20 protein-coding genes are annotated in these 23,231 nt (G+C 71.5%); 16 read left to right on the forward strand and 4 right to left on the reverse strand.

What is annotated here, in order from left to right; all coding sequences use genetic code 11:
• Positions 1-108 precede the first annotated feature (108 nt).
• Positions 109-2,982 (forward strand): hypothetical protein, encoded by a 2,874-nt coding sequence (locus tag BM342_RS20225; RefSeq protein ID WP_255368891.1) that lies wholly within the window; start codon positions 109-111, stop codon positions 2,980-2,982.
• A 100-nt stretch (positions 2,983-3,082) separates the two neighbouring features.
• On the opposite strand, the gene BM342_RS17220 is transcribed toward BM342_RS20225, so the two are convergent.
• Complete coding sequence (locus tag BM342_RS17220; protein WP_092968307.1) at positions 3,083-4,072, reverse strand: ketopantoate reductase family protein; 990 nt, start codon at positions 4,070-4,072, stop codon at positions 3,083-3,085.
• Positions 4,073-4,178: 106 nt separating this feature from the next.
• Between BM342_RS17220 and truB the strand changes: the two genes are divergently transcribed.
• The 5 genes from truB to BM342_RS17245 all read left to right on the forward strand — a co-directional run bounded on the left by truB (position 4,179) and on the right by BM342_RS17245 (position 8,181).
• Entirely contained in the window at positions 4,179-5,102 is a 924-nt protein-coding gene (truB, locus tag BM342_RS17225) for a tRNA pseudouridine(55) synthase TruB (protein WP_369823189.1), read from the forward strand.
• Complete coding sequence (locus BM342_RS17230; protein ID WP_092968311.1) at positions 5,099-5,467, forward strand: hypothetical protein; 369 nt, start codon at positions 5,099-5,101, stop codon at positions 5,465-5,467. The genes truB and BM342_RS17230 overlap by 4 nt, the downstream gene beginning before the upstream one ends.
• A gap of 115 nt (positions 5,468-5,582) precedes the next feature.
• Positions 5,583-6,011, forward strand: a complete 429-nt coding sequence (locus BM342_RS17235) for a hypothetical protein (protein WP_092968803.1) — start codon at positions 5,583-5,585, stop codon at positions 6,009-6,011.
• Positions 6,008-6,937, forward strand: a complete 930-nt coding sequence (locus tag BM342_RS17240; protein ID WP_092968313.1) for a bifunctional riboflavin kinase/FAD synthetase — start codon at positions 6,008-6,010, stop codon at positions 6,935-6,937. The genes BM342_RS17235 and BM342_RS17240 overlap by 4 nt, the downstream gene beginning before the upstream one ends.
• The gene (locus BM342_RS17245) at positions 6,934-8,181 is read left to right on the forward strand and encodes an MFS transporter (RefSeq protein WP_255368892.1); all 1,248 of its coding nucleotides are present in this window, start codon (positions 6,934-6,936) and stop codon (positions 8,179-8,181) included. The genes BM342_RS17240 and BM342_RS17245 overlap by 4 nt, the downstream gene beginning before the upstream one ends.
• 17 nt (positions 8,182-8,198) lie before the next feature.
• On the opposite strand, the gene BM342_RS17250 is transcribed toward BM342_RS17245, so the two are convergent.
• Positions 8,199-9,131 carry an ROK family protein gene (locus tag BM342_RS17250; RefSeq protein WP_092968809.1) on the reverse strand — a complete coding sequence of 311 codons (933 nt, stop codon included), beginning with the start codon at positions 9,129-9,131 and terminating at the stop codon, positions 8,199-8,201.
• Between the two features lie 117 nt (positions 9,132-9,248).
• On the opposite strand from BM342_RS17250, the gene BM342_RS17255 reads away from it, so the two are divergent.
• From BM342_RS17255 to BM342_RS17285, 7 genes are all read left to right on the forward strand, one after another.
• Positions 9,249-10,193 (forward strand): sugar-binding transcriptional regulator, encoded by a 945-nt coding sequence (locus BM342_RS17255; RefSeq protein ID WP_092968315.1) that lies wholly within the window; start codon positions 9,249-9,251, stop codon positions 10,191-10,193.
• 76 nt (positions 10,194-10,269) lie between these two features.
• A complete protein-coding gene (gene deoC / locus BM342_RS17260) occupies positions 10,270-11,277 on the forward strand; it encodes a deoxyribose-phosphate aldolase (protein ID WP_092968317.1) in 1,008 nt (335 codons plus the stop codon).
• Between the two features lie 16 nt (positions 11,278-11,293).
• Positions 11,294-12,874, forward strand: coding sequence for an aldehyde dehydrogenase family protein (locus tag BM342_RS17265; RefSeq protein WP_092968319.1), 1,581 nt, complete (start codon positions 11,294-11,296; stop codon positions 12,872-12,874).
• Positions 12,871-13,731, forward strand: a complete 861-nt coding sequence (locus tag BM342_RS17270; protein WP_092968321.1) for an aldehyde dehydrogenase family protein — start codon at positions 12,871-12,873, stop codon at positions 13,729-13,731. Before BM342_RS17265 ends, BM342_RS17270 begins: the two co-directional genes overlap by 4 nt.
• 7 nt (positions 13,732-13,738) lie before the next feature.
• On the forward strand, positions 13,739-13,978 hold the full coding sequence (locus tag BM342_RS17275) for a hypothetical protein (protein WP_092968323.1): 240 nt from the start codon (positions 13,739-13,741) through the stop codon (positions 13,976-13,978).
• Positions 13,979-14,017: 39 nt separating this feature from the next.
• Positions 14,018-15,496 (forward strand): SDR family oxidoreductase, encoded by a 1,479-nt coding sequence (locus BM342_RS17280; protein WP_218154967.1) that lies wholly within the window; start codon positions 14,018-14,020, stop codon positions 15,494-15,496.
• Positions 15,497-15,628: 132 nt separating this feature from the next.
• Positions 15,629-16,654: a glycerophosphodiester phosphodiesterase gene (locus tag BM342_RS17285; protein ID WP_092968327.1), complete on the forward strand. Its 1,026-nt coding sequence runs from the start codon at positions 15,629-15,631 to the stop codon at positions 16,652-16,654.
• A 48-nt stretch (positions 16,655-16,702) separates the two neighbouring features.
• Here BM342_RS17285 and mmuM read toward each other — a convergent pair whose 3' ends face one another.
• Entirely contained in the window at positions 16,703-17,614 is a 912-nt protein-coding gene (gene mmuM, locus BM342_RS17290) for a homocysteine S-methyltransferase (protein WP_255368894.1), read from the reverse strand.
• Positions 17,607-17,885: a metal-sensitive transcriptional regulator gene (locus tag BM342_RS17295; protein ID WP_092968329.1), complete on the reverse strand. Its 279-nt coding sequence runs from the start codon at positions 17,883-17,885 to the stop codon at positions 17,607-17,609. Before BM342_RS17295 ends, mmuM begins: the two co-directional genes overlap by 8 nt.
• Before the next feature lie 78 nt (positions 17,886-17,963).
• Between BM342_RS17295 and BM342_RS17300 the strand changes: the two genes are divergently transcribed.
• From BM342_RS17300 to BM342_RS17310, 3 genes are all read left to right on the forward strand, one after another.
• Positions 17,964-19,907: a DUF2207 domain-containing protein gene (locus tag BM342_RS17300; protein ID WP_092968331.1), complete on the forward strand. Its 1,944-nt coding sequence runs from the start codon at positions 17,964-17,966 to the stop codon at positions 19,905-19,907.
• A 2-nt stretch (positions 19,908-19,909) separates the two neighbouring features.
• Positions 19,910-20,641: a ZIP family metal transporter gene (locus BM342_RS17305; protein ID WP_092968333.1), complete on the forward strand. Its 732-nt coding sequence runs from the start codon at positions 19,910-19,912 to the stop codon at positions 20,639-20,641.
• A 303-nt stretch (positions 20,642-20,944) separates the two neighbouring features.
• Positions 20,945-23,068, forward strand: a complete 2,124-nt coding sequence (locus BM342_RS17310) for a DEAD/DEAH box helicase (protein WP_092968335.1) — start codon at positions 20,945-20,947, stop codon at positions 23,066-23,068.
• Positions 23,069-23,231 lie beyond the last annotated feature (163 nt).

Below are 23,231 nucleotides of genomic sequence, written 5' to 3' on the forward strand. Positions count from 1 at the left end.
ATCTTCCGCCGAGCCCTCCCAAGCTCATCGGTCACTGCCGTGCTTTCGCGCGCGCGAAGCGGTTCTTCGCGGGTTCGCCGACGCCGGTTCGACCGATGGAGAACCCGAATGCCCAACCCCCGCGGTTCGGTACGAAGTGCGCTGCGCGCACGCCGCGCCCGCACTCGCCCCGACTCACCGAGCCTGTGGCGTCGCATCGCCGCAGTCCTGACCACGTTCGCGCTCGCCGGCGGACTCGCCGTCGTGGCGACGGCTGCACCTGCATCGGCTCACACGGGCGACCTGAAGGCGAACGCCGTCTGCAACACGACGACCGGCAAGTACGACGTCACATACACGCTCGCGCTCACGCAGGTCGGCAACGGGCTCACCGGCTCGACCAAGTGGAAGGTCGGCACGTCCGATTTCACCGGCACGCCGAGCAACGCCAACGGCATGGACCGCGGGCCGATCTCGTCGTCGGGCAACACCACGCTGACCCTCGGCACCGAGTCGCTTCCGGGCTCGACCGTGGGCAACGGCCCGTGGGTGTACGCCTACACCAAGTGGAACGACAACTACGGCAAGGGTTCCGACGGGCGCATCGAGGGGCTCAAGGGCGACTGCAGCTCCGACGCCGACAAGATCACGTACTGTCACGCCACCTCCAGCGACACGAACCCGTACAACAAGGTCACCACGTCGATCAACGCCTTCGTGAACTCGGGTCACATCGACCACGCGAAGGACATCTACCCGGCCTTCAGCTACAAGAAGAACGGCTACCCGGTCAACGTGCCCGCGAAGGGCGACCAGAGCCTGCTCCAGTACGCCGACTGCGCCAAGCCGTTCGACTGGAACTGGGAGTACGCGGCACCGACCTGCAAGGCGCTGACCGTCGTCTACCCGTCCGACCTCCCCGCCGGCCAGGCCAATGACGTCAACGTGCGGATCATCGCCGACGGCAAGGAGATCACGCTCAACTTCCACAAGGGCTCTGGCACCTGGTCGGGCACGAAGACGTTCACGTTCGACCAGCACGACAACTGGCCGGACCCCGACATCTGGTCGGTCGTCTGGGTGCAGGTCGCGGGTACCAACTACCACTGGCAGGGCAAGGTCGACTGCGGCGATGCCGTGACCGTCTGCCACTGGGACGCGACGAACGGGTACGACAAGGAGACCATCTCGGTCAAGTCCTTCCTCAGTGGCAAGCACGACACGCACGCCAAGGACATCTACCCCGCCTTCAAGTACACCGACTGGTGGATCATCTTCCCGGTCCAGAAGACCGTGCCCGCGAAGGGCGACCAGACGCTGCTCCAGTACCCCGACTGCACGAAGCCGCCGACCGAGGTGCCCGCACCGCCGGCGCCGGCCTTCTCCGACACGTGCGGTCCCGACAACGAGGTGTTCACCGAGCCCGTCGACACCGACACGCTCGACTGGACGACCACGTACACGGCGACGTCGATCACGGTGAAGCTCGCGGCCAAGCCCGGCTACGCACTGCCGGTCGGCGCGCAGACCGAGTGGACCTACCCGATCGACGATGCTCCGTGCGAGATCGGTCTGAAGGGCGTTCCGACGTTCTCCGACACCTGTGGTGCGGCGAACGAGCAGCTGACGGTTCCCGAGAGCACCGAGCAGGTGGCGTGGGCTTCGTCGCGTGAGGGTTCGGTCATCACGGTGACGGCGACCGCGAAGCCCGGCTTCGCGTTCCCGGCGGGCACGAAGACGTCGTGGACGTTCGATGTGAACGATGCTCCGTGCGAGATCGGTCTGAAGGGCGTTCCGACGTTCTCCGACAGCTGTGGTGCGGCGAACGAGCAGCTGACGGTTCCCGAGAGCACCGAGCAGGTGGCGTGGGCTTCGTCGCGTGAGGGTTCGGTCATCACGGTGACGGCGACCGCGAAGCCCGGCTTCGCGTTCCCGGCGGGCACGAAGACGTCGTGGACGTTCGACGTGAACGACGAGCCGTGCATCATCGAGGTCGTGGGCGAGCCCACGTTCGCCGACGAGTGCGGCGCCGACAACCACGAGCTGACCGTTCCCGAGAGCACGGACACGATCGAGTGGACCTCGGTCGAGGAGAACGGCGTGATCACCGTCACCGCGACGGCCAAGCCGGGCTCGAAGTTCACCGAGGGCGCGAAGTCGACCTGGATCTTCACGATCAACGACGAGCCGTGCATCACCGAGCTCGTCGGTGCGCCGACCTTCGCCGATGTCTGCGGCCCCGACAACGAGGTGCTCGTCGTCCCCGAGGACACCAAGACGGTCGACTGGAGCCAGAGCGAGTCCGAGGGCGTCGTGACCGTGGTCGCTGCGCCGAAGGCCGGGTACGCGTTCCCCGCAGGCGTCACGTCGACCTGGAAGTTCGCGCTCGACGACGCAGCGTGCATCGAGCCGACGCTCGAGGGCTCGTTCGCGACCGGCCAGTGCATCGCCGACGCCCCGTGGATCTTCTACGAGGTCGAGCTGACCGATCCCGACAAGCAGTCGACGAGCAACACCGTTTCCCTGGTGCTCACCGACGGCACGAACACCGAGACGATCGAGCTCGGCGAGCTCGTCGACGGCAAGCTCTCGGGCAAGCACCTCTGGCCCGGCGCTTCGGTTGCAGCCGACGGCGTGACCCCGACCGGCTGGCCCGGCTGGGAGCAGCTCGCCGACGGCACCTGGCAGGAGACCGACGGCAACTTCGCGTGGACCCGCTCGGTGACCTCGGCGACCCTCGTCGTCAACCCCGAGATGACGGTCGAGCTGGCCTACCCGCCGGCGACGCCCGACTGCGTCGCGGCACCGCCCACGACCACCCCCGGCGGTGGCGAGGGCGACGGCGACGGCGGAGTTCCGCTGGCGAACACCGGTGGCGGTGACGGCTCGGGGCTCGCGAGCACCGGCTTCGCCGGAACCACGATCGCGATCGTCGCGGGCATCATCGTGCTCGCTGGCGCGGCATTCCTGGTCGTCGCCCGTGTGCGCCGCAAGCGCGCGTAGCGACATCCGATAACGCACGGAAGGGGGTCCGGTTCGCCGGGCCCCCTTCTGCGTGCGGCGAAGGCGCCGTGCGTTCCGGGCGATCCGAAACGTCGCGGGCTCAGAGCACGTCGAGCACGCGGGACGCCGGCAACGGATGGCCGGCCGCCTCGACCTCGTGCACGAGTGCGGTCAGGGCCGCGTTCACGGGCGCCGCGAGGTCGACGATCGCCGCCTCGCGCACCACGGCCCCGTTCAGGTAGTCGATCTCGGTCGGCTGCCCGCGACGCAGGCTCTGCTGCGTGGAGCCGCGATTCGACTCCCAGCCCATGCGCGCCACCAGAGCCGAGGGCACGGCCGCACCCTCCGAGACGGGAAGCTCGGCGAATGCCCGCAGCGATGCATCGTCGAGGCCGTTCAGGTCGCCGAACGTCACGCCTCGAGCGATGCCGACGCGAACGCATTCGCGCATCGACGCGGTGAGGACCGCGAGCAGCCCGGGCTCGGCGGCGACATCGCCGAGCCTGCCGCCGATGATCGCGGGGATCGCGTTGACCATGTTGACGACGAGCTTCGTCCACTGGGCGCCGCGGAAGTCGTCGACCGCCTGCACCGGCACCGCGGAGGAGAGCAGCTCGGCGACCCGCACCGACTCGTCGTCGGCGGGACCGTCGCCGCGGCCGAGCCGACTCTCGGCGGTGGCCGTGACGCGCACGACCCCCGGCTCGGAGTGGTCGGCGGCGATGAGCGAGAGCAGGCCGAAGCAGTCCGATCGGGGGAGCAGCCGCGCGGCTGTGTCGACGCCTTCGAGGCCGTTCTGCACGACCACGATCGGCACGCCGTCGATGAGCTCGCGGTTCGCGGCGATCGCGGCCTCGGCGTCCTGCGCCTTGGTGCACACGAGCACGAGCCCGGGCCGGACCGTCAGCCGATCCGAGGCGGCGACCTCGGCGACCACGTCGCCGTATCCGCCGCTCAGCCGGATGCCGTGGGCGCTGATCGCCGCGAGCACGGCTCCGCGTGCGGCGACCTCGACGTCGTGGCCGGCCTGCGCGAGCAGCGCCGCGAACGTGCCGCCGAGCGCGCCGGCCCCGATGATCCCGATCCTCATCCGTCCAGCGTAGGGCGAGCGGATGCCGCGGCCGCCCGGCCGTGGCCTGGCGGCCCGCCCTCGGTCGCCGGACTCCGCCCGGGTCCCGGCTGTTAGCCTGTACGGCGTGAACAGCGGCATCCTCCTCGTCGACAAGCCGCAGGGCATCACCAGCCACGACGTGGTCGCGCGCACGCGCCGACTCGCCGGAACCCGTCGGGTCGGGCACGCGGGAACCCTCGATCCGATGGCGACCGGCCTGCTCGTGCTCGGCGTGAACGGCTCGACCCGACTCCTGACCTACCTCGTCGGCCTCGACAAGGAGTACGTCGCCACGATCCGGCTCGGCGCGGGCTCGAGCACCGACGACGCCGAGGGCGAACTCCTCGACGCGGCATCCGCCGACCTGATCGACGCGGTCGACGACGCGCGCATCGCCTCGGGCATCGCGAAGCTCACCGGCGTGATCGAGCAGGTGCCGAGTGCGGTGAGCGCGATCAAGGTCGACGGCAAGCGCGCGTACCAGCGCGTGCGCGACGGCGAGCAGGTCGAGCTGAAGGCGCGCACGGTCACGATCTCGGCGTTCGAGGTGCTCGACGTGCGACGCGGCGGCGACGCGGACGGCTTCGTCGACCTCGACGTGCGCGTCGAGTGCTCGTCGGGCACGTACATCCGTGCGCTCGCCCGTGACCTGGGCGTCGACCTCGGCGTCGGCGGGCACCTGACGGCGCTCCGGCGCACGCGCATCGGGCGGTTCGGCGTGGCCGAGGCATCCGTGCTCGAGGATCTCGACGTCGCATCGGCGCTCATCGGCGCCGCGGATGCCGCGGAGCTGGCGCTGCCCGTCGTGCACGTCGACGCGCAGCAGGCGATCGATCTCGGGCACGGCAAGCGCATCGACGCGGCCGGAGCCCCCGACACCGTGAAGGGGGCGCCCATCGCCGCGGTCGCCGACCTCGAGGACGGGGCCCGTCGCCTCGTCGCGATCGTCGAACGTCGCGGCGACACGCTGAAGGTCGTCGTGGGATTCCCGCTCGAGGACGCCTCGTGATCGAGTGGTTCATGTGGGTGCAGCTCGCGGTCGCGATCGCCGCGGGGCTGCTGTGCATCGTGCTCGGGTTCGCGGGCCGACCCCCGAGCGACCTGTCGAACGGCTCGCTCGTGCTCGTCGAGCTGCTGCTGATCGTGCAGGTCGTGATCTCGATCGCCGCGCCGGCGTTCGGCAACCCGCCGACCGGCAACCCGCTGGAGTTCGGCATCTACCTGTTCGCGGCGCTGCTCGTGCCGCCCGCCGCGATCTTCTGGGCCCTGCTCGATCGCAGCCGGTGGAGCACGGTCGTGCTGGGGGTCGGAGCGCTCGCGGTCGCGGTCATGCTCTACCGCATGTTCCAGATCTGGACCGTGCAGCTGGGCTGACCCGCGTCTGAGAGAATCGAACGACATGTCTGAATCGCCCGCGAACCCCGTGAACACCGCGAACCCCGCCGCCGCCGCAGAATCCGGCGCCGCCGACACGCCGGACCGCCCGCGCATGAGCGGCGTCGGTCGCGTGCTCGTGGCCGTGTACGCCGTGCTCGCGCTCGCGGCCACGGGGCGGTCGTTCTTCCAGATCGCGTCGAAGTACGACGAGGCGCCGCTCGCATACACCCTGTCGGCGCTGGCAGCGGTCGTGTACATCGTGGCGACGATCGCGCTCGTGCGCCGAGGGCGGTTCTGGTACCGCGTGGCCTGGGCGACGCTCGTCTTCGAGTTCACCGGCGTGCTCGTGGTCGGCGTGCTGAGCATCCTCGACCCCGAGCTGTTCCCGCACGACACGGTGTGGTCGTGGTTCGGCCGCGGCTACCTGTTCATCCCGCTCGTGCTCCCGGTGCTCGGCATGTGGTGGCTCGCGAAGCACAGACCGGGCGCCGAGGGCTCGCCCGAGACATCCGCTCGCTCGACGGGGGCGGATGCCGCGTGAAGACCTTCAAGGGCATCGACGGGGTCCCCGCGGGCTTCGGGCCGAGCGCGGTCACGATCGGCAAGTTCGACGGTGTGCACCAGGGGCACCGTGCGCTCATCGAGCGGATCCGCACGATCGCCGACGAGCGCGGGCTCGTGACGGCGGCGGTCACGTTCGACCGCAACCCGCTCGCGCTGCTCGCACCAGACAAGTGCCCCGAGGCCCTCGTGAGCAACCGGCAGAAGCTCGAACTGCTGGCGACCACGGGCGTCGACGCGACGCTGCTGCTGCCCTTCGACCGTGCGCTGGCGTCGGTTCCGGCGACCGAGTTCGTCGAGCGGGTGCTCGTGCACGCGCTCGACGCGAAGGTCGTGCTCGTCGGCAAGGACTTCCGGTACGGTGCTCGTGGTGCGGGCGACGTCGATCTACTCATCGCGCTCGGCCGCACGTACGGCTTCGAGGTCGAGGTGGTCGACGACGTGCGCCCCGAGGGCGAGCGCCGCGTGTCGTCGACGTGGATCCGCGAGATCCTCGCCGAGGGCGACGTGCGCCACGCGACCGCCCTGCTCGGGCACACGCCGACGGTGTCGGGCATCGTCGTGCACGGCGCGAAGCGCGGCCGCGAGCTGGGCTTCCCGACGGCGAACCTCACGCCCGAGTCCGAGGGCCTCGTGCCCGCCGACGGCGTGTACGCGGGCTGGCTGACCGATGCGGGCACCCGGTATCCCGCCGCGATCTCGGTCGGCGACAACCCGACGTTCGAGGGCGTCGCTCCCAAGCAGGTCGAGGCCTACGTGCTCGACCGCGACCTCGACCTGTACGACCACCTGGTCGACGTCGAGTTCGTCGAGCGCATCCGCGGCATGGTCGCGTTCACGAGCATCCCCGATCTCATCGAGACCATGCGCGGCGACGTCGAGCGCGCGAAGCAGATCCTCGCGTGACCGGGGCCATCCCGGCGATCCCGACGGGTGAGCCGGCGAGGCCGTTGTGGGCGGGGCGCACGCTGGCGCTCCTCGGTATCCTGCTCGTCGCGTCGAGCCTGCGCACGGGTGTCGCCTCGCTCTCGCCGATCATCGCCGAGATCGACGCCGACATCCCGCTGCCGCCCGCGCTGGTCGGCCTGCTCGGCATGCTCCCGCCCCTCTGCTTCGCCGTCTTCGGCATCCTGACCCCGATGATCGCGAAGCGGCTGGGACTCGAGCGCACCGTCGTCGTGGCGCTCGCGGTGCTCGCCGCCGGGCTGCTCGGCCGCGGTCTGGCACCCGAGGCGGTCACGCTGGTCGGGGCGAGCGTGCTGGTGTTCGCCGCCGTCGGCGTCGGCAATGTGCTGCTGCCGCCGCTCGTGAAGCGGTACTTCTCGGATCGCGTGGGACTCGTGACCACGCTGTACGTGTCGATCATCTCGGTCAGCACCTTCGTGCCGCCGCTCCTCGCGGTGCCGGTGGCGGATGCCGCGGGCTGGCGCGTCTCGCTGGGCGAGTGGGCCCTGGTCGCCGTCGTCGCGCTCGTGCCGTGGATCGCGCTGCTCGTGCACCCGCGCGCGGGCGCTCCTGCGGCGATGCCCGAGGAGGCCGCCGGCGGGCAGGTGCGACGCGCGCTGCGCTCGCCGATCGCGTGGGCGCTCGCGACGATCTTCGCCGTGTCCTCGGTCAATGCGTACGTCATGTTCGCGTGGCTGCCGCGCATCGTCGTCGACGTCGCGGGGGTCACGAGCGCGCAGGCCGGAGCGCTGCTCTCGCTGTTCGCGGCGATGGGCCTGCCGGCCGCGCTGCTCGTGCCGGTCGTCGCTGCGCGCTACGACCGGGTGCGCACGCTCGTCGTCATCTCGGTGCTGGCGTTCCTGCTCGGGTACGGCGGTCTGCTGCTGGCGCCCGAGTCCGCGATCTGGCTGTGGGTCGCGCTCATCGGAACCGGCCCGCTGCTGTTCCCGCTCGCCCTCGTGCTCATCAACCTGCGCACGCGCACGCATGACGGGTCGATCGCATTGAGCGGCGTCGTGCAGTCGGTCGGCTACCTCATCGCCGCCGTCGCACCCATCGGCATCGGCCTCGTGCACGAGGCGACCGGCGGCTGGACCCTCCCGCTCGTGCTGCTCGCGGCGACCGCGGTTCCGGCCGCGATCGCCGGGTTCCTCGCGGCGCGACCCGGCTACCTCGAAGACGACCACCGCGCGCGCCGGGTATAGCCCACGCGCGTCGGCGCTCAGACGACCAGGTGCGGCCGGTGGATCAGTGCTGCGGCGCCCACGAGCGGCCCCTCGTCGGAGAGCGCCGACGGCACGATGCGGGTCCGCGTCACGAATCCGAACGTGACGCGCTCGGCGAGTGCGGCGCGCGCGCGCTCGAAGAGCGCGGGGGAGACCCGGCTGAAGCCGCCGCCGATCGCGACGACGTCGAGGTCGAGCAGGCTCGAGGCGGATGCCGCGGCGCGGCCGATCGCGGTTCCGGCGCGTTCGACCGCGGCGAGGGCGATCGGGTCGCCAGAGGCGTGCGCGGCGGCGAGGTCCTCGCCGGTCGAACCGGTGAAGCCCTGCGCGCGAGCCCACGCGACGGTGCGCGGGCCGGAGGCGACGGCCTCGAGGCATCCGCGTCCGCCGCAGGGGCAGGGATCCTCGAAGCCGCCGACCTCGATGTGGCCGATGTGGCCGCCGTTGCCCGTCGGGCTCGGCACGGCGCGGTCGCCGAGCACGAGCCCGCCGCCGACGCCCGTCGAGACGATCATGCCGAGCAGGTTGTGCGCGCCGCGGCCGGCGCCGATCCAGTGCTCGGCGAGCGCGATGCAGACGCCGTCCATGCGCAGCACGACGGGCGCGTCGGGCACGAGCGCGCGGACCAGCGTCGCGAGCGGGTAGTCGCGCCACACGGGCACGTTGAGCGGGGAGACCGTGCCCTCGGCGACGCCGATGGGGCCGGCGGACCCGACGCCGACGCCCACGAGCACTGCGCCATCGGGCAGTGCGTCGCGGGCGCCCAGCACGACCTCGCGAACGGCCTGCTCGAGTTCGTCGCTCGTCGCGGTCGGCCCGGTGGGCCGACGGTGCCGCGATGCGGGAAGCACGACGCCTGCGTCGTCGACGAGGGCGGCTTCGACCTTGGTGCCGCCGAAGTCGACGGCGAGTGCGAGAGACGTGGGCATGGCCATCAGCATAGGCTGCGACATCCGCCGCTCACCTGCTCATATGAGCACGATCGCACGCGAGTGTTGCCGATGAGCGCCAGGCTGCCTACCCTTGGAGTGAGCGGAAGGACAGGTGTGGACGAGATCGACGAACTCCTCTCGATCCGAGCGGCCGAGCTCTACTACGAGGAGAACAAGACCCAAGACGAGATCGGTCAGGCGCTGCGCCTGACCCGGTGGAAGGTCGGGCGACTCCTCGCGCAAGCCAAGCAAGAGGGCTTCATCCGCATCGAGATCCTGCATCCGCGCGCCCGGCGCCTCCCGATCGAGCGTCGCCTCCGCGACGAGCGCGGCCTCGCCGATGCCGTGGTCGTGTCCTCGGCGGGCGTCGCATCGGCCGAAGAGCTGCAGGCGCGCACCGCGCAGGCCGCGGCCGACTACCTCACGGCCCTCCGGCCGGTGCCCCGCACGCTCGGCGTCAGCTGGGGTCGCACGCTGTTCGAGATCTCGCAGCACCTGCGAAACGGGTGGGCGACCGGCGTCAACGTCGTGCAGATCAACGGCGGCGTGAGTCTCAACCGAAGGCCCGGCACCGCAGCGGCGACCGCCGTGGGCATCGCGCAGAAGGGCGGCGGCAGCGCCACCCTGCTGCCGAGCCCTGCGATCCTCGAGCGCCTCGAGACCAAGCACGCCATCGAGTCCGATCGGGTGGTCGCCGGCGTCATCGACCTCGCGCGCTCCGCCGACGCCTACCTCTTCAGCGCGGGCGCCGCCGACCACACGTCGGTGCACGTCGAGAGCGGCTACCTCGCCGAATCCGACGTCGACCTGCTCGTGGCGAAGGGCGCCGTCGGCGACGTCGTCGGCCGCTACATCGACTCCGACGGCAACATCGTCGACCCCGCCCTCGACGCGCGAACCGTCGGGCTCACGCTCGACGAGCTGCGCGAGGCATCCCTCGGCATCGCCGTGATCGCCGGCCGTGCCAAGCACGCGGTCGCCGATGCGGTCGTGCGCAGCGGCCTCTGCTCGGTGCTCGTCACCGACGAGGCGACGGCCCTTCACCTCCTCGACGGCTGAGCGCGGCGTCGTCCACCACGACGACGCGCACGCCGACACTCCTCGTACCAAGAACCAGCGAAAGCCAGGTCCCACCATGACAGGCACATCCCTCATCACCGCCAGGGAGCGCGCGCTCGCCGTGCTCGGCGGCGAACCCGACGACGCGACGCTCCGCAGGTACCTGCACGGCATCCCGGGCGTCGACGCGGTCGGCCTCGAGCAGCGCGCTGCCGGGCTCGGCACGCGCAGCATCAAGACGACCTCGAAGGCGTGGGCGCTCGACCGCATCATCCGGCTCATCGACCTCACCACGCTCGAGGGCGCCGACACGCCCGGCAAGGTGCGCTCGCTCGTCGCGAAGGCGATCAACCCCGACCCCGCGGATGCCACGACGCCCCGTGTCGCCGCGGTCTGCGTCTACGGCGACATGGTGCCGTACGCGGTCGACGCGCTGGGCGGCGCGCACGGCGACCCCGACGACGGACTCATCTCGGTCGCGGCCGTCGCCACCGCCTTCCCGAGCGGCCGCTCGTCGCTCGAGATCAAGCTCGCCGACACGGCCGAGGCGGTCGCCGCCGGCGCCGACGAGATCGACATGGTCATCGACCGCGGGGCGTTCCTCGCGGGCCGCTACGGCATGGTGTTCGACCAGATCGCGGCCGTGAAGGAGGCCTGCCGACGCCCCGACGGCTCGAGCGCCAGCCTCAAGGTGATCCTCGAGACGGGCGAGCTCGTGACCTACGACAATGTTCGGCGCGCATCGTGGCTCTCGATCCTCGCGGGCGGCGACTTCATCAAGACGTCGACCGGCAAGGTGCCCTCCGCGGCGACCCTGCCCGTCACCCTCCTGATGCTCGAGGTCGTGCGCGACTGGCACCTCGCGACCGGTCAGCGCATCGGCGTGAAGCCCGCGGGCGGCATCCGCACCTCGAAGGACGCGATCAAGTACCTCGTGACCGTCGCCGAGACGGTGGGCGAAGACTGGCTGCAGCCCCACCTGTTCCGCTTCGGCGCGTCGAGCCTGCTGAACGACGTCCTGCTCCAGCGCCAGAAGCTGACCACCTCGCACTACTCCGGCCCCGACTACGTCACGATCGACTGAGACGAGACACCGCACCATGAGCTTCCTCGAATACGCACCCGCCCCCGAATCGACGGCGATCCTGAACCTGCGCGACCAGTACGGCCTCTTCATCGACGGCGAGTTCGTCGACGGCCGCGGCGAGCCGTTCCAGACCATCTCGCCCGCGACCGAGGCCCGCATCGCGACGATCTCGAACGCGAACGAGGCCGACGTCGACCTCGCTGTCGCCGCCGCGCGCCGTGCCTACGACCGCACCTGGTCGCGCATGAGCGGCCGCGACCGCGGCAAGTACCTGTTCCGCATCGCGCGGCTCGTGCAGGAGCGGGCCCGCGAGCTCGCCGTGGCCGAGTCGCTCGACAACGGCAAGCCGATCAAGGAGTCGCGCGACGTCGACGTGCCCCTCGTCGCGGCCTGGTTCTTCTACTACGCCGGTTGGGCCGACAAGCTCGACCACGCGGGCCTCGGCGCGAACCCGCGCTCGCTCGGCGTCGCCGCGCAGGTGATCCCCTGGAACTTCCCGCTGCTCATGCTCGCCTGGAAGATCGCGCCCGCGCTCGCGGCCGGCAACACGGTCGTGCTGAAGCCGGCCGAGACCACCCCGCTCACGGCGCTCATCTTCGCCGAGATCCTCCAGCAGGCCGACCTGCCCCCCGGCGTGGTGAACATCATCACGGGCGCTGGCGACACCGGTGCGACGCTCGTCGCGCACGAGGGCGTCGACAAGGTCGCGTTCACCGGGTCGACGGCCGTCGGTCGTGCGATCGCGAAGCAGATCGCGGGCACCGACAAGAAGGCCACGCTCGAACTCGGCGGCAAGGCCGCGAACATCGTCTTCGACGACGCGCCCATCGACCAGGCGATCGAGGGCATCGTCAACGGCATCTTCTTCAATCAGGGCCACGTCTGCTGCGCGGGTTCGCGCCTGCTCGTGCAGGAGAACATCCACGACGAGGTCGTCGACCGGCTGAAGAACCGCCTGTCGACCCTGCGTCTCGGCGACCCGCTCGACAAGAACACCGACATCGGCGCGATCAACTCGCGCGAGCAGCTCGAGCGCATCCGCGAGCTCTCCGAGATCGGCGAGGCCGAGGGCGCCGAGCGCTGGAGCGCGCCGTGCGAGATCCCCGAGAACGGCTTCTGGTTCGCACCCACGATCTTCACGGGCGTGCAGACCTCGAGCCGCATCGCGCGCGACGAGATCTTCGGCCCGGTGCTCTCGGTGCTCACGTTCCGCACGCCCGCCGAGGCGATCGCGAAGGCGAACAACACGCCCTACGGCCTCTCGGCCGGCATCTGGACCGACAAGGGCAGCCGCATCCTCGCGGTCGCCGACCAGCTGCGCGCCGGCGTCGTCTGGGCGAACACCTTCAACCGGTTCGACCCCGCGTCGCCGTTCGGCGGCTACAAGGAGTCCGGCTACGGCCGCGAGGGCGGACGCCACGGGCTCGCCGCGTACCTCGCGCCGACCCCAATCGGCGCGCAGGCCGCCGTCACCCGCGGTTCGTCCCGCGCCGCCGTCGATGCGGCCGGCGCCGGTGCCGCACCCGAGGCGAAGCCGCGCCGCACCCGCGCCGCACGAACTGCCAAGACCACCGCGAAGGGAACGAAGCGATGAGCCGCCTCGCCGTGCCGAAGACGTACAAGCTCTACATCGGCGGCGCGTTCCCGCGCAGCGAGTCGGGCCGCACCTACGAGATCCTCGCGGCCGACGGCTCGTTCCTGGCGAACGCCGCGAAGGCCTCGCGCAAGGACGCACGCGATGCGGTCGTGGCGGCGCGGGCCGGCGTCGGCGGGTGGGCCGGTGCGACCGCGTACAACCGCGGCCAGGTGCTCTACCGCATCGCCGAGGTGCTCGAGGGGCGCAGGGCGCAGTTCGTCGCCGAGATCGAGGAGGCCGAGGGCGCGACCCGTGCCGCGGCATCCGCCCAGGTCGACGAGGCCATCGACCGCTGGGTCTGGTACGCGGGCTGGGCCGACAAGTTCGCGCAGGTCGCGGGCAACGCGAACCCGGTCGCGGGGCCGTACTTCAACATCTCGGTGCCCGAGCCCACCGGCGTCGTCGCGATCGTCGCGCCGCAGGACTCGTCGCTGCTCGGCTTCGTCTCGGCGATCGCGCCGGCACTCGTCGCCGGCAACGCGGTCGTCGTCGTGGCGAGCGAGCGGTACCCGCTCTCGGCGATCAGCCTCTCCGAGGTGCTCGCCACGAGCGACGTGCCGAAGGGCGTCGTCAACGTGCTCACGGGTTCGCCGGCCGAGATCGCGCCGTGGCTCGCGAGCCACGCCGACGTGAACGCGCTCGACCTCGTCGGTGCGGGCGCGCTCGACTGGGTCGACCTCGAGATCGCCGCGGCCGACACGCTCAAGCGCGTGCTGCGGCCCGAGCAGGGTCCGGATGCCGCGGCGCCGGCACTCGGCCGCATCACCGCCTTCACCGAGACGAAGACGGTCTGGCACCCGAAGAGCATGAAGTAGCGACCTCGTGTCCGGGCGCAACGGTGCATCCGACGAGCGGGGGAGACTCGAGTCCGACCCGTTCGACTACCGGCTCACGGGCCGCGGCGGCGTGATCGTGTATCGCGGCGGCCGGCCCGTGATGACGGTGGGCGGTGGCGACGCCGCGCGCCTCCTCGATGCGCTGCAACGTGCAGACGATTCCCGGGTGCAGCACCTGTTGGCTCGGGCGAGCGGCAACTATCGTCGGGGGAACGAGCGCGGCTGACGCCGTGACGACGGCGGAGGGAGCGGCGTGCGAATCCTCGTGACGGGCGCGACCGGCTACATCGGCGGGCGCCTCGTTCCGCGCCTGCTCGCCGCCGGCCACGAGGTGCGCGTGCTCGTGCGCCGACCCGAGCGCCTGCGCGACGTGCCGTGGGCGGCGTCGGCCGAGGTCGTCGCGGGCGACCTCGCCGATGCCGATGCCGTCGACGCCGCGATGGCCGACGTGCAGGCGGTGTACTACCTCGTGCACTCCATGGGCGGTCGCGGCGACTTCGAGCGCACCGAGCTCGACATCGCCCGCACGGTCGCCGGCGCCGCATACCGGAACGGCGTCGGGCGCATCGTCTACCTCGGCGGCCTGCATCCCGAGGGCGAGAAGCTCTCGCGTCACCTGCGCTCGCGTGCCGAGGTCGGCGAGATCCTGCTCGCGTCGGGCGTGCCGACGATCGTGCTGCAGGCGGGCGTGGTCATCGGGTCGGGGTCGACCTCGTTCGAGATGATCAGGCATCTCACCGAGGTGCTGCCCTACATGCCGGCGCCGCGGTGGGTGCGCAGCTTCATCCAGCCGATCGCCGTCCGCGACGTGCTGCACTACCTGATCGCGGCCGCCGACGTGCCGCCAGAGGTGAACCGCGCGTTCGACATCGGCGGCCCCGACGTCTTCAGGTACGGCCAGCTGATGAACGGCTACGCGGTCGAGGCGGGGCTGCCGCAGCGGCCGATCGCCGCGCTGCCGGTGCTCACGCCGTGGCTCGCCGGCCAGTGGGTCAACCTCGTGACGCCGATCCCGCGGCGGCTCGCGGTGCCGATCATCGAGTCTCTGCAGTACGACTGCGTGATGCACGACCACGACATCGACGAGGTCATCCCGCCACCGGCCGCGGGGCTGCTGCCGTATCGCACGGCGGTGCGGCTGGCGCTCGAGCGGGAGCGGGAGGGCGAGGTCGAGACGAGCTGGCGCAACGCCGAGGTCGCCGGGGCTCCGAGCGACCCGCTGCCGAGCGATCCGGACTGGGCCGGGCACACGGTGTTCGTCGACGAGCGCGAGCGGATGTCGCGGGCGACGCCTGCTGCCCTGTGGCGCGTCATCGAGGGCGTCGGCGGCGAGAACGGCTGGTACTCGTTCCCGCTCGCGTGGGCGCTGCGCGGGTGGATCGACAAGCTCACGGGAGGCGTGGGCCTGCGCCGAGGGCGTCTCGACCCCGACACGCTCCACGTGGGCGACGCGGTCGACTTCTGGCGGGTCGAGGCCATCGAGCGCGGGTCGTTCCTGCGGCTGCGCGCCGAGATGCGGGTTCCGGGGCGGGCGTGGCTCGAGCTGTCGGCATCCGGCGGGTCCGGCGGGTCCGGCGGGTCCGGCGCGTCCGCCGGCTCGCGCTACCGCCAGCGGGCCGTGTTCTTCCCGAGGGGACTTGCGGGCAGGCTCTACTGGTGGTCGATCCTGCCGTTCCACGGCGTGATCTTCTCGGGCATGGCGAATCGAATCACGGCCGAGGCCGAGGCCGACGAACGCGTCTGACGCGGCATCCGGAGGCCTCCGATGCGACTCGGTCGTGCGCCTCGAAAAAGGGTAACGAAACGGTAACGACGTTTGCTAGAGTGACGGGCACCGTCGCGCAAGGACGCGCGATCGGTGGAAAGGCCCGAACCCGTGACTCGCACCGTCCGTGCGATCGCCCCGACGATCGCGCCGCGTTCGACTGCCCCGAGCGCACCACCAGAAGCCCGGCCCGAACCTCGACCCGAAGCCCGTCGCAACGCCCGTGCGGCGACGGCGACGCCCCTGCTGCACCGACTCGCGCACCCGCCCAGGCGCTGGGTGCGCCTGCTGCTCGGAGCCGCCGGCGTGGCGACCGTGTCGACGCTGCTCATCGTCACGGGCATCCCGACGAGCGCCACGGCTCGTGACGTGTTCGGCGCGCTGCGCGGCCCGGGGGAGCCCGCGTTCATCGTCGGGCACCGCGGCGATCGCGCGAGCGCCCCCGAGAACACCATGACGTCGCTCGAGCTCGCCATGGACCGCCTCGCCTACGTCGAGACCGACGTGCAGCTCAGCCGCGACGAGGTGCCCATGCTCTTCCACGACACCGACCTCGAGCGCATCACGGGCGATCACCGCTCGGTCGGCGACCTCGACGCCGCGGCCCTCCGCAAGCTCGACGTCGGCGCCTGGTACGGCGACGAGTTCGCCGGAGAGCGGATGCCGACGCTCGACGAGTTCTTCACAGCCCTCGCCGAGCGGCCCGACGCCAGGGCCCTCGTCGAGCTGAAGGCCGACTGGACGTCCGACGAGGTGCGCACGGTCGTGGACCGCATCGAACGCCACGGACTGCGCGGGCGCGTGGTGCTCCAGAGCTTCAGCCTCGAGACCCTGTTCGCGCTGCAGCGGGTCTCGCCCTCGACGCCGCGCATCATGCTGATCCGCGAACTGCCCGCCGACCCCGTGCCGCTCGCGCAACGCCTCGGCCTCGTCGGATTCGGCACGACCGCGGCATCCGTCGTCGAGCAGCCGCAGGCGCTCGAGGCGCTGCACGCCGCCGAGGTGGCCGTGCTCTGCTACACGCTGAACTCCCACGAGAAGTGGGAGGAGGTGGGTGCGCTCGGCGTCGACGGCATCATCACCGACGAACCGAGCGAGCTCGACGAGTGGCTGGCGGTGACGGCGCCGGGCACCTGAGGACGCCGGCCTCCACGAGCGCGACCGTGCCGCATGCGCAGAACGGGCTCAGGCGAGCGCTTCTGCGATCGCGGCGATGTCGGTCGGCGTCGTGCGGCAGCATCCGCCGATGAGGCCGGCGCCCGCGGCGCGCCACGTGCGCACGAGGTCGGCATCGAAGCCGGCGGAGCCGTGCCAGGTGCGGGTCACGGCATCCCACGTCTCGCCGCTGTTCGGGTAGGCGACGACGGGCTTCGACGTGACCGAGCGGGCGATCCGGACCGCGTCGAGCACCTGCTCGGGCGGGCAGCAGTTCACGCCGACGGCGATGACCCGGTCGGATGCCGCGGCGAGCCCGAACGCGTCGGCGAGCGGCTCGCCCGTACGCAGTCGCTCGCCGTCGGGCGTGACCGCGAGCCACGCGCGCACGCCGGCGCCGTCGAGCTCGGCGACGAGCGCCTCGACCTCGCGAAGGGAGGGGATCGTCTCGATCGCGAGCAGGTCGGCGCCCGCGTCGGCGAGGATCCGCAGTCGGTCGTGATGCCAGGCCCGCAGCTCGGCGACGGTGAGGTCGTCGTCGCCGCGGTATTCGGAGCCGTCGGCGAGCGACGCGCCGTACGGGCCGATCGAGGCTGCCACCCACCCGCCGCCGGCCTCGTCGCGCGCCTGCGCGGCGAGCTCGACGCTGCGCACGAGCATCCGCCGCGCCTCGGCGGTCGTGCGGCCCGCGGCCGCGAAGCCGGATTCCGAGACCTGGTACGACGCGGCGACCGCGACGTCGGCGCCGGCCGAGAAGTAATCGCGATGCACGCCGAGGATCTCGTCGGGCTGCTCGAGCAGCGTCTGCGCGCTCCAGAGGGGTGCCGCGACATCCGCTCCGCGATCGGTCAGGAGCGTGCCGAGGCCGCCGTCGACGACGAGCGGGCGGGTCGAGAGTGCGCTCAGCAGTGCATCGGCGGTGGAGGCGCCGACCTCACCCACGGTTGTTCGACAGCTCGAAGATGCGGATGAGCTCGGCGACCGCGGCCTCGCGCTGCTCGCCGCCCGCGTCGTACATCTCGCTCACGTGCGTGCGCAGGTGGTTCTCGACGAGGAGCTTGTTCAGCGACCCGAGCGACTTCTGCACGGCGAGCGAGAGCGTGATGATGTCGACGCAGTAGTCCTCGTTCTCGATCATCTTCTCGATGCCGCGGAGCTGCCCCTCGATGATCTTCGTGCGGTGCAGTGCGCGTTTCTTGATGTCCTCGATCACCCCTCCATGGTAGTCCTCGCCGCCGCGTACCCCCGGGGGTACCGCGCTCCTGACGGTGCGAGGCGCTAGCGTTGGCGCATGGCGACCAGACTCCTGCGCGGTGCTGCGGCCGCGCTGCTCGCGCTGCTCGTCGCGGTCGCTCCGGCAGCGGCGGTCGCGGCGGCACCCGAGTCGGCGGTCACGGCCGCGCAGGCGGCGGCCGCGGCATCCGTCACCTCGCCCGTGACCGCGGTGCCGGCGGGCGTCGACGACTTCACGTTCGCGTCGTTCGACGCGGTCTACCTGCTCGGCCGCGACGAGGGCGGCCGCTCGGTGCTCGACACGACCGAGACGCTCGTCGCGCTCTTCCCCGACTTCGACCAGAACCGCGGCATCCGCCGGGCGATCCCGCTCGACTACGACGGCCACCCGGTCGACGTCCAGGTGCAGTCGGTGACGGATGCCGCGGGCCAGCCGCGCGCGTTCAGCACCGAGGAGGACGACGACGGCGAGTTCCTGCTGGTGACGATCGCCGGCGACGCGTACGTGCACGGCGAGCAGGCCTACGTCATCGCCTACCGCCAGCACAACGTGACGCTGCAGCCCGACGACGCCGACGTCGACGAGTTCTACTGGGACGTGAACGGCACCGGCTGGGCGCAGCCGTTCGGCACGGTGCGCGCCGAGCTCCGCGTCGACGGGGCGCTCGGCGACGCCTTCACGGGACAGGCCGCGTGCTACCGCGGCAGTGCCGGCACGGGCACGCCATGCGAGAGCCTGCGGCTGGGCGAGACGGCGGAGCAGCCGCTGCTCGTCGCGCAGGCGAGCACGATCGGCCCCTACGAGAACCTCACCATCGCCGCCGCGTTCGAGCCCGGCACGTTCGTGCCGCGCGACGAGTCGTTCGCATCGTCGCCCGCAGCGGTGACCTCGGCCGTGTTCGCGGCCGTCGCGCTCGCGATGTTCGTGCTCGCGCTCGTGCTGCGGCTGACGAGCTGGCGCAGCGCGCCGAGCGGCACGATCATCGCCCAGTACGAGCCGCCCGAGGGAGTCAGCGCGCTCATGGCGGCCGACCTCGTCGACCAGCCGTCGCGCGGCGTGACCGCCACCATCCTCGAGCGCGCGGTGGCGCGAGAGGTGCGCATCCTCGACCGAGGCGGCAAGAGCTACTCCGTGCAGTTCATGGGCGGGCCGCTCGGCGACCTCGACGCCCAGTCCGTCGTGCGGGCGCTCTTCAGCGACTACCCGACGGTCGGGCAGGAGCGCGCACTGAAGTCGAAGTCGACCGCCCTCGGCCAGCGCCTGCTCGCGATCCGCAAGGCCGTCGCCGCGCGGGCCGCGAGCTCGGGGCTGCGTCGACGACCCGCGATCGGCGGGCGCATCGCGATCGCCGCCGTCGCGATCCTCTCCGCGGTGATCGCCTTCATCGGCGCGGTCATCGCCCTCGAGGCCGTCATGGGCGGCGGCTGGCCGTTCCTCGCACTCTTCGTGGGCGGGCTCTCGGCCATGGCCGCCATCGTCACGGTCGCCGGGGTGCGGCCGCTCACCGCCGATGGGCGGCGACTGCGCGACCACCTCGAGGGCCTGCGCCTGTTCATCCGGCTCGCCGAGGCCGACCGCATCCGCATGCTGCAGAGCCCGAGCGGCGCGCTGCGCGACCCGGTGCGCGCCGCGCAGGCGCCCGTCTCCGGAGCGACGGATGCCGCGGCATCCGTCACCGGTCCGGCTGTCGCGGTCGACCCCGCAGAGGTGCTTCGACTGACGGAGCGCCTGCTGCCCTACGCCGCACTGTTCGGCCTCGAGAAGCAGTGGCTGCGCGAACTCGCATCGCTGTACGACGTGAACGGCCAGGAGCCGGGCTGGTACGCCGGGACGTCGGCGTTCGACGCCGCCCGATTCGCGGTCGCGGTCTCGGCGTTCACGACCACGTCGACCACCTCGTGGTCGGGCTCGTCGTCGAGTTCGTCGTCGTCGGGCTCCGGCGGCGGAGGGTCGTCCGGCGGTGGCGGTGGCGGTGGCGGTGGCGGCGGCGGAGGGGTCTGACCATGGCGGACTGGTTCTGGGCGGCCGTCGCGGGCCTCGTCGCGGGCGGCGCGCTGCTCGTCGGCGCGGTCATCGCGTGGTTCGTGAAGGTACCGGCGACGATCGTCGCCTCGGTCATGGCGTTCGGCTCGGGCGTGCTCATCTCGGCGCTCGCCTACGACCTCGTGCTCGAGGCGCAGGGCGAAGGCGGATTCTGGCCGACGGTCGGCGGCTTCGCGGTCGGCGCGGTCGTGTACGTGCTCGCGAACAACCTGCTCGACCGGCTCGACCAGCGCAATCCGCGCGGCAAGGGCGAGGACTCCGGCACGGGGGTCGGCATCGCGCTCGGCGCGCTGCTCGACGGTATCCCCGAGTCGGCCGTGCTCGGCCTCAGCATGGTCGGCGGCGGGGGAGTGAGCGTGCCGGTGCTCGTGGCCATCATCATCTCGAACGTGCCCGAGGGGCTCTCGAGCACGGCCGCGCTCAAGCAGGAGGGCCGTGGAGCCAAGTACGTGTTCCTGCTCTGGACCGGCATCGCGCTCGCGAGCGCGATCGCGGCGCTGCTCGGCTTCGTGCTGCTCGACGGCGCGAGCGGTGGGCTCACGGCGTTCATCACGGCGCTCGCCGCAGGGGCCATCCTGGCGATGATCTGCGACACGATGATCCCCGAGGCCTTCCGCTCGACGCACGCGTACACGGGCCTGCTCGCCACCTCGGGGTTCCTGCTGAGCTACGCGGTGCACGTGGCAGGTTGAGCGGATCGAGCGAACGCATCGGGCACGTCTCGCGCGTGTTTTCGCGGCATCCGGCCTGCTGCGGCTAGAATGGGGGCTGCGCCCAGGCGAACCCGTTCTTCGTTCGACCATGCGAGCCCCGCCCGCATGCTGCTCGAACAGTGTTCAACCTCCTGCAGTGTTCCTGCTCGATCAGGTCTTCTCCTCGAGCAGGGGTTCGCCCGTTCCGCACCGGTCGCATCCGTCGATGCGCCGAGCGGTGCCGGCCGCCGAGATCGGCGACGGGCAGGCGCCCAGAGACGAGCCCCGATACCCCGGAGGATCATGGCCCAGACGAGGCAGCGTCAGCGAACGCGTTCGCGCGACGACGACGCACCCATCATCCCGATCCTCGCGCGCAAGGTGCGCGAGGTCGAGCAGAAGGCGCAGAAGGGCAAGCTCGGTCCGACGAACCGCACCAAGTTCCAGGTCATCGCGCTGCTCATGCGCGAGGAGCGCGCCCGGGTGAAGTCCGACGGCGAGGTGCCCGACAACGCGCGCGCCGAACTGCTGAAGCGCCTCGACGGCATCGCGCAGATCCTCGCGAAGACCGCCGCGCGCGACACGAGCCTCATCACGCTGCTCGAACCGGATGCCTCGATCTCGACGGTCGCGCAGCGGTTCCGCCGTGACTGGCTGCTCGAGTCGGGCGCCGAGCTCAGCGCCGACGAGCTCATCATCACGCGCGAGGCCGAGGTCAAGCCCGTGCTCGCCGAGAACCAGGTGATCCCCGCGTCGGTCAAGTCGCGGCAGCTCGCGAACCCGTTCCTCGCCCCCGACTTCTCGAAGCCCGTTGCTCCGCCCGCACCCGTGCGACGGCTCGCCAACTGGGAGCTGCTCGGCCCGCTGTTCAAGGCGTTCGAGCAGGGTTCCGGAGGCCAGGCCGCCTCGATGGAGCTGCCCGAGGCGCCCAAGATCGATCGGCTCGCGCCACGCGGGCTCGAGCTCATGAAGCACCAGGCGCGGTTCATCGAATCCGCTCGCGAGGGGCACCGCACGTTCCTGCTCGCCGACGAGCCCGGACTGGGCAAGACCGCGCAGTCGGTGCTCGCGGCATCCGTCGCCGATGCCTACCCGCTGCTCGCGGTCGTGCCGAACGTCGTGAAGATGAACTGGGCGCGCGAGGTCGAGCGCTGGACGCCGCACCGGCGCGCGACCGTCATCCACGGCGACGGCGACTCGCTCGACGCGTTCGCCGACGTGGTCGTCGTCAACTACGACGTGCTCGACCGGCACATGGCCTGGCTGTCGACCCTCGGGTTCCGCGGCATGGTCGTCGACGAGGCGCACTTCATCAAGAACCTGCAGTCGCAGCGCTCGAAGAACGTGCTCGCGCTCGCCGACCGCATCCGCCGCGCCACGCCGGGCGGAGACCCCCTGCTGCTCGCCCTCACGGGCACCCCGCTCATCAACGACGTCGACGACTTCCGGGCCATCTGGCAGTTCCTCGGCTGGATCGAGGGCGACAAGCCGTCGCCCAGGCTGCTCGGACTCCTCGAAGAGAACGGGCTCACGCCCGCCGAGCCCGGCTTCTACGCCTCCGCGCGTCGCACCGTCATCGACCTCGGTATCGTGCGCCGGCGCAAGGTCGACGTCGCCGCCGACCTGCCGGCCAAGCGCATCGCCGACCTCCCGGTCGAGCTCGACGACGAACTGGGGCGCTCGGTGCGCGCGGCCGAGCGCGAGCTCGGCAACCGCCTCGTCGGCCGGTTCCGTGCGCTCGTCGAGTCGCGCAACCTGCGCGTCGGCGACCTCGACGACGACGTGCGCGACCAGTACATCCGGGCCGTCGCGAGCGCCGAGCTCGAGGAGTCGAAGTCGGCGAAGTCGGGCGAGAACGTCTTCACGATGGTGCGCAAGATCGGCCAGGCGAAGGCCGGCCTCGCGGCCGACTACGCCGCGCAGCTCGCGCGCTCGGTCGGTAAGGTCGTCTTCTTCGCCAAGCACATCGACGTCATGGACCAGGCCGAGTCGGCGCTCGCCGCGCGCGACCTGCGCACCGTCTCGCTCCGAGGCGACCAGACCGCATTGCAGCGGCAGGCGGCGATCGACGCGTTCAACAACGATCCGGATGTCGCGGTCGCGGTCTGCTCGCTGACCGCGGCCGGCGTCGGCGTCAACCTGCAGGCCGCGTCGAACGTCGTGCTCGCGGAGCTCAGCTGGACCGCCGCCGAGCAGACCCAGGCCATCGACCGCGTGCACCGCATCGGTCAGGACGAGCCGGTCACCGCATGGCGCATCATCGCCGCGCACACGATCGACGCGCGCATCGCCGAGCTCATCGACTCCAAGCAGGGCCTCGCGGCCCGCGCGCTCGACGGCCAGGACGTCGAGCCGGGCTCGGCCGACTCGGTGCAGCTCGACGCCCTCCAGCACCTGCTGCGCGCGGCGCTCGACGGCGCGCTGTAGCGCACGAGGCCGCCCGGCCGGTCGACGCGTCATCCGTCGATCCCCGTCCCTCGCCCGAGCCGAAGGGGCGTGGATCGACGGATCAGCCGCCCGCCCGGCCAGGGGATCCGCGGCTCGCGGAGACAGCGTGGCGAGAACCTTGCACATCTTGGCGACCTTGCCT

Origin of the sequence: Agromyces sp. CF514 (assembly GCF_900113185.1) — a bacterium.
Lineage (GTDB): Bacteria > Actinomycetota > Actinomycetes > Actinomycetales > Microbacteriaceae > Agromyces.

Excerpts from the sequence above, each read along its gene's own strand:
- BM342_RS20225 (WP_255368891.1), top strand. The coding sequence starts at position 109 with ATGCCCAACCCCCGCGGTTCGGTACGAAGTGCGCTGCGCGCACGCCGC.
- BM342_RS17220 (WP_092968307.1), bottom strand. The coding sequence starts at position 4,072 with ATGAGGATCGGGATCATCGGGGCCGGCGCGCTCGGCGGCACGTTCGCG.
- BM342_RS17235 (WP_092968803.1), top strand. The coding sequence starts at position 5,583 with ATGAGCGGCGTCGGTCGCGTGCTCGTGGCCGTGTACGCCGTGCTCGCG.
- BM342_RS17250 (WP_092968809.1), bottom strand. The coding sequence starts at position 9,131 with ATGCCCACGTCTCTCGCACTCGCCGTCGACTTCGGCGGCACCAAGGTC.
- deoC (WP_092968317.1), top strand. The coding sequence starts at position 10,270 with ATGACAGGCACATCCCTCATCACCGCCAGGGAGCGCGCGCTCGCCGTG.
- BM342_RS17265 (WP_092968319.1), top strand. The coding sequence starts at position 11,294 with ATGAGCTTCCTCGAATACGCACCCGCCCCCGAATCGACGGCGATCCTG.
- BM342_RS17270 (WP_092968321.1), top strand. The coding sequence starts at position 12,871 with ATGAGCCGCCTCGCCGTGCCGAAGACGTACAAGCTCTACATCGGCGGC.
- BM342_RS17300 (WP_092968331.1), top strand. The coding sequence starts at position 17,964 with ATGGCGACCAGACTCCTGCGCGGTGCTGCGGCCGCGCTGCTCGCGCTG.
- BM342_RS17305 (WP_092968333.1), top strand. The coding sequence starts at position 19,910 with ATGGCGGACTGGTTCTGGGCGGCCGTCGCGGGCCTCGTCGCGGGCGGC.
- BM342_RS17310 (WP_092968335.1), top strand. The coding sequence starts at position 20,945 with ATGGCCCAGACGAGGCAGCGTCAGCGAACGCGTTCGCGCGACGACGAC.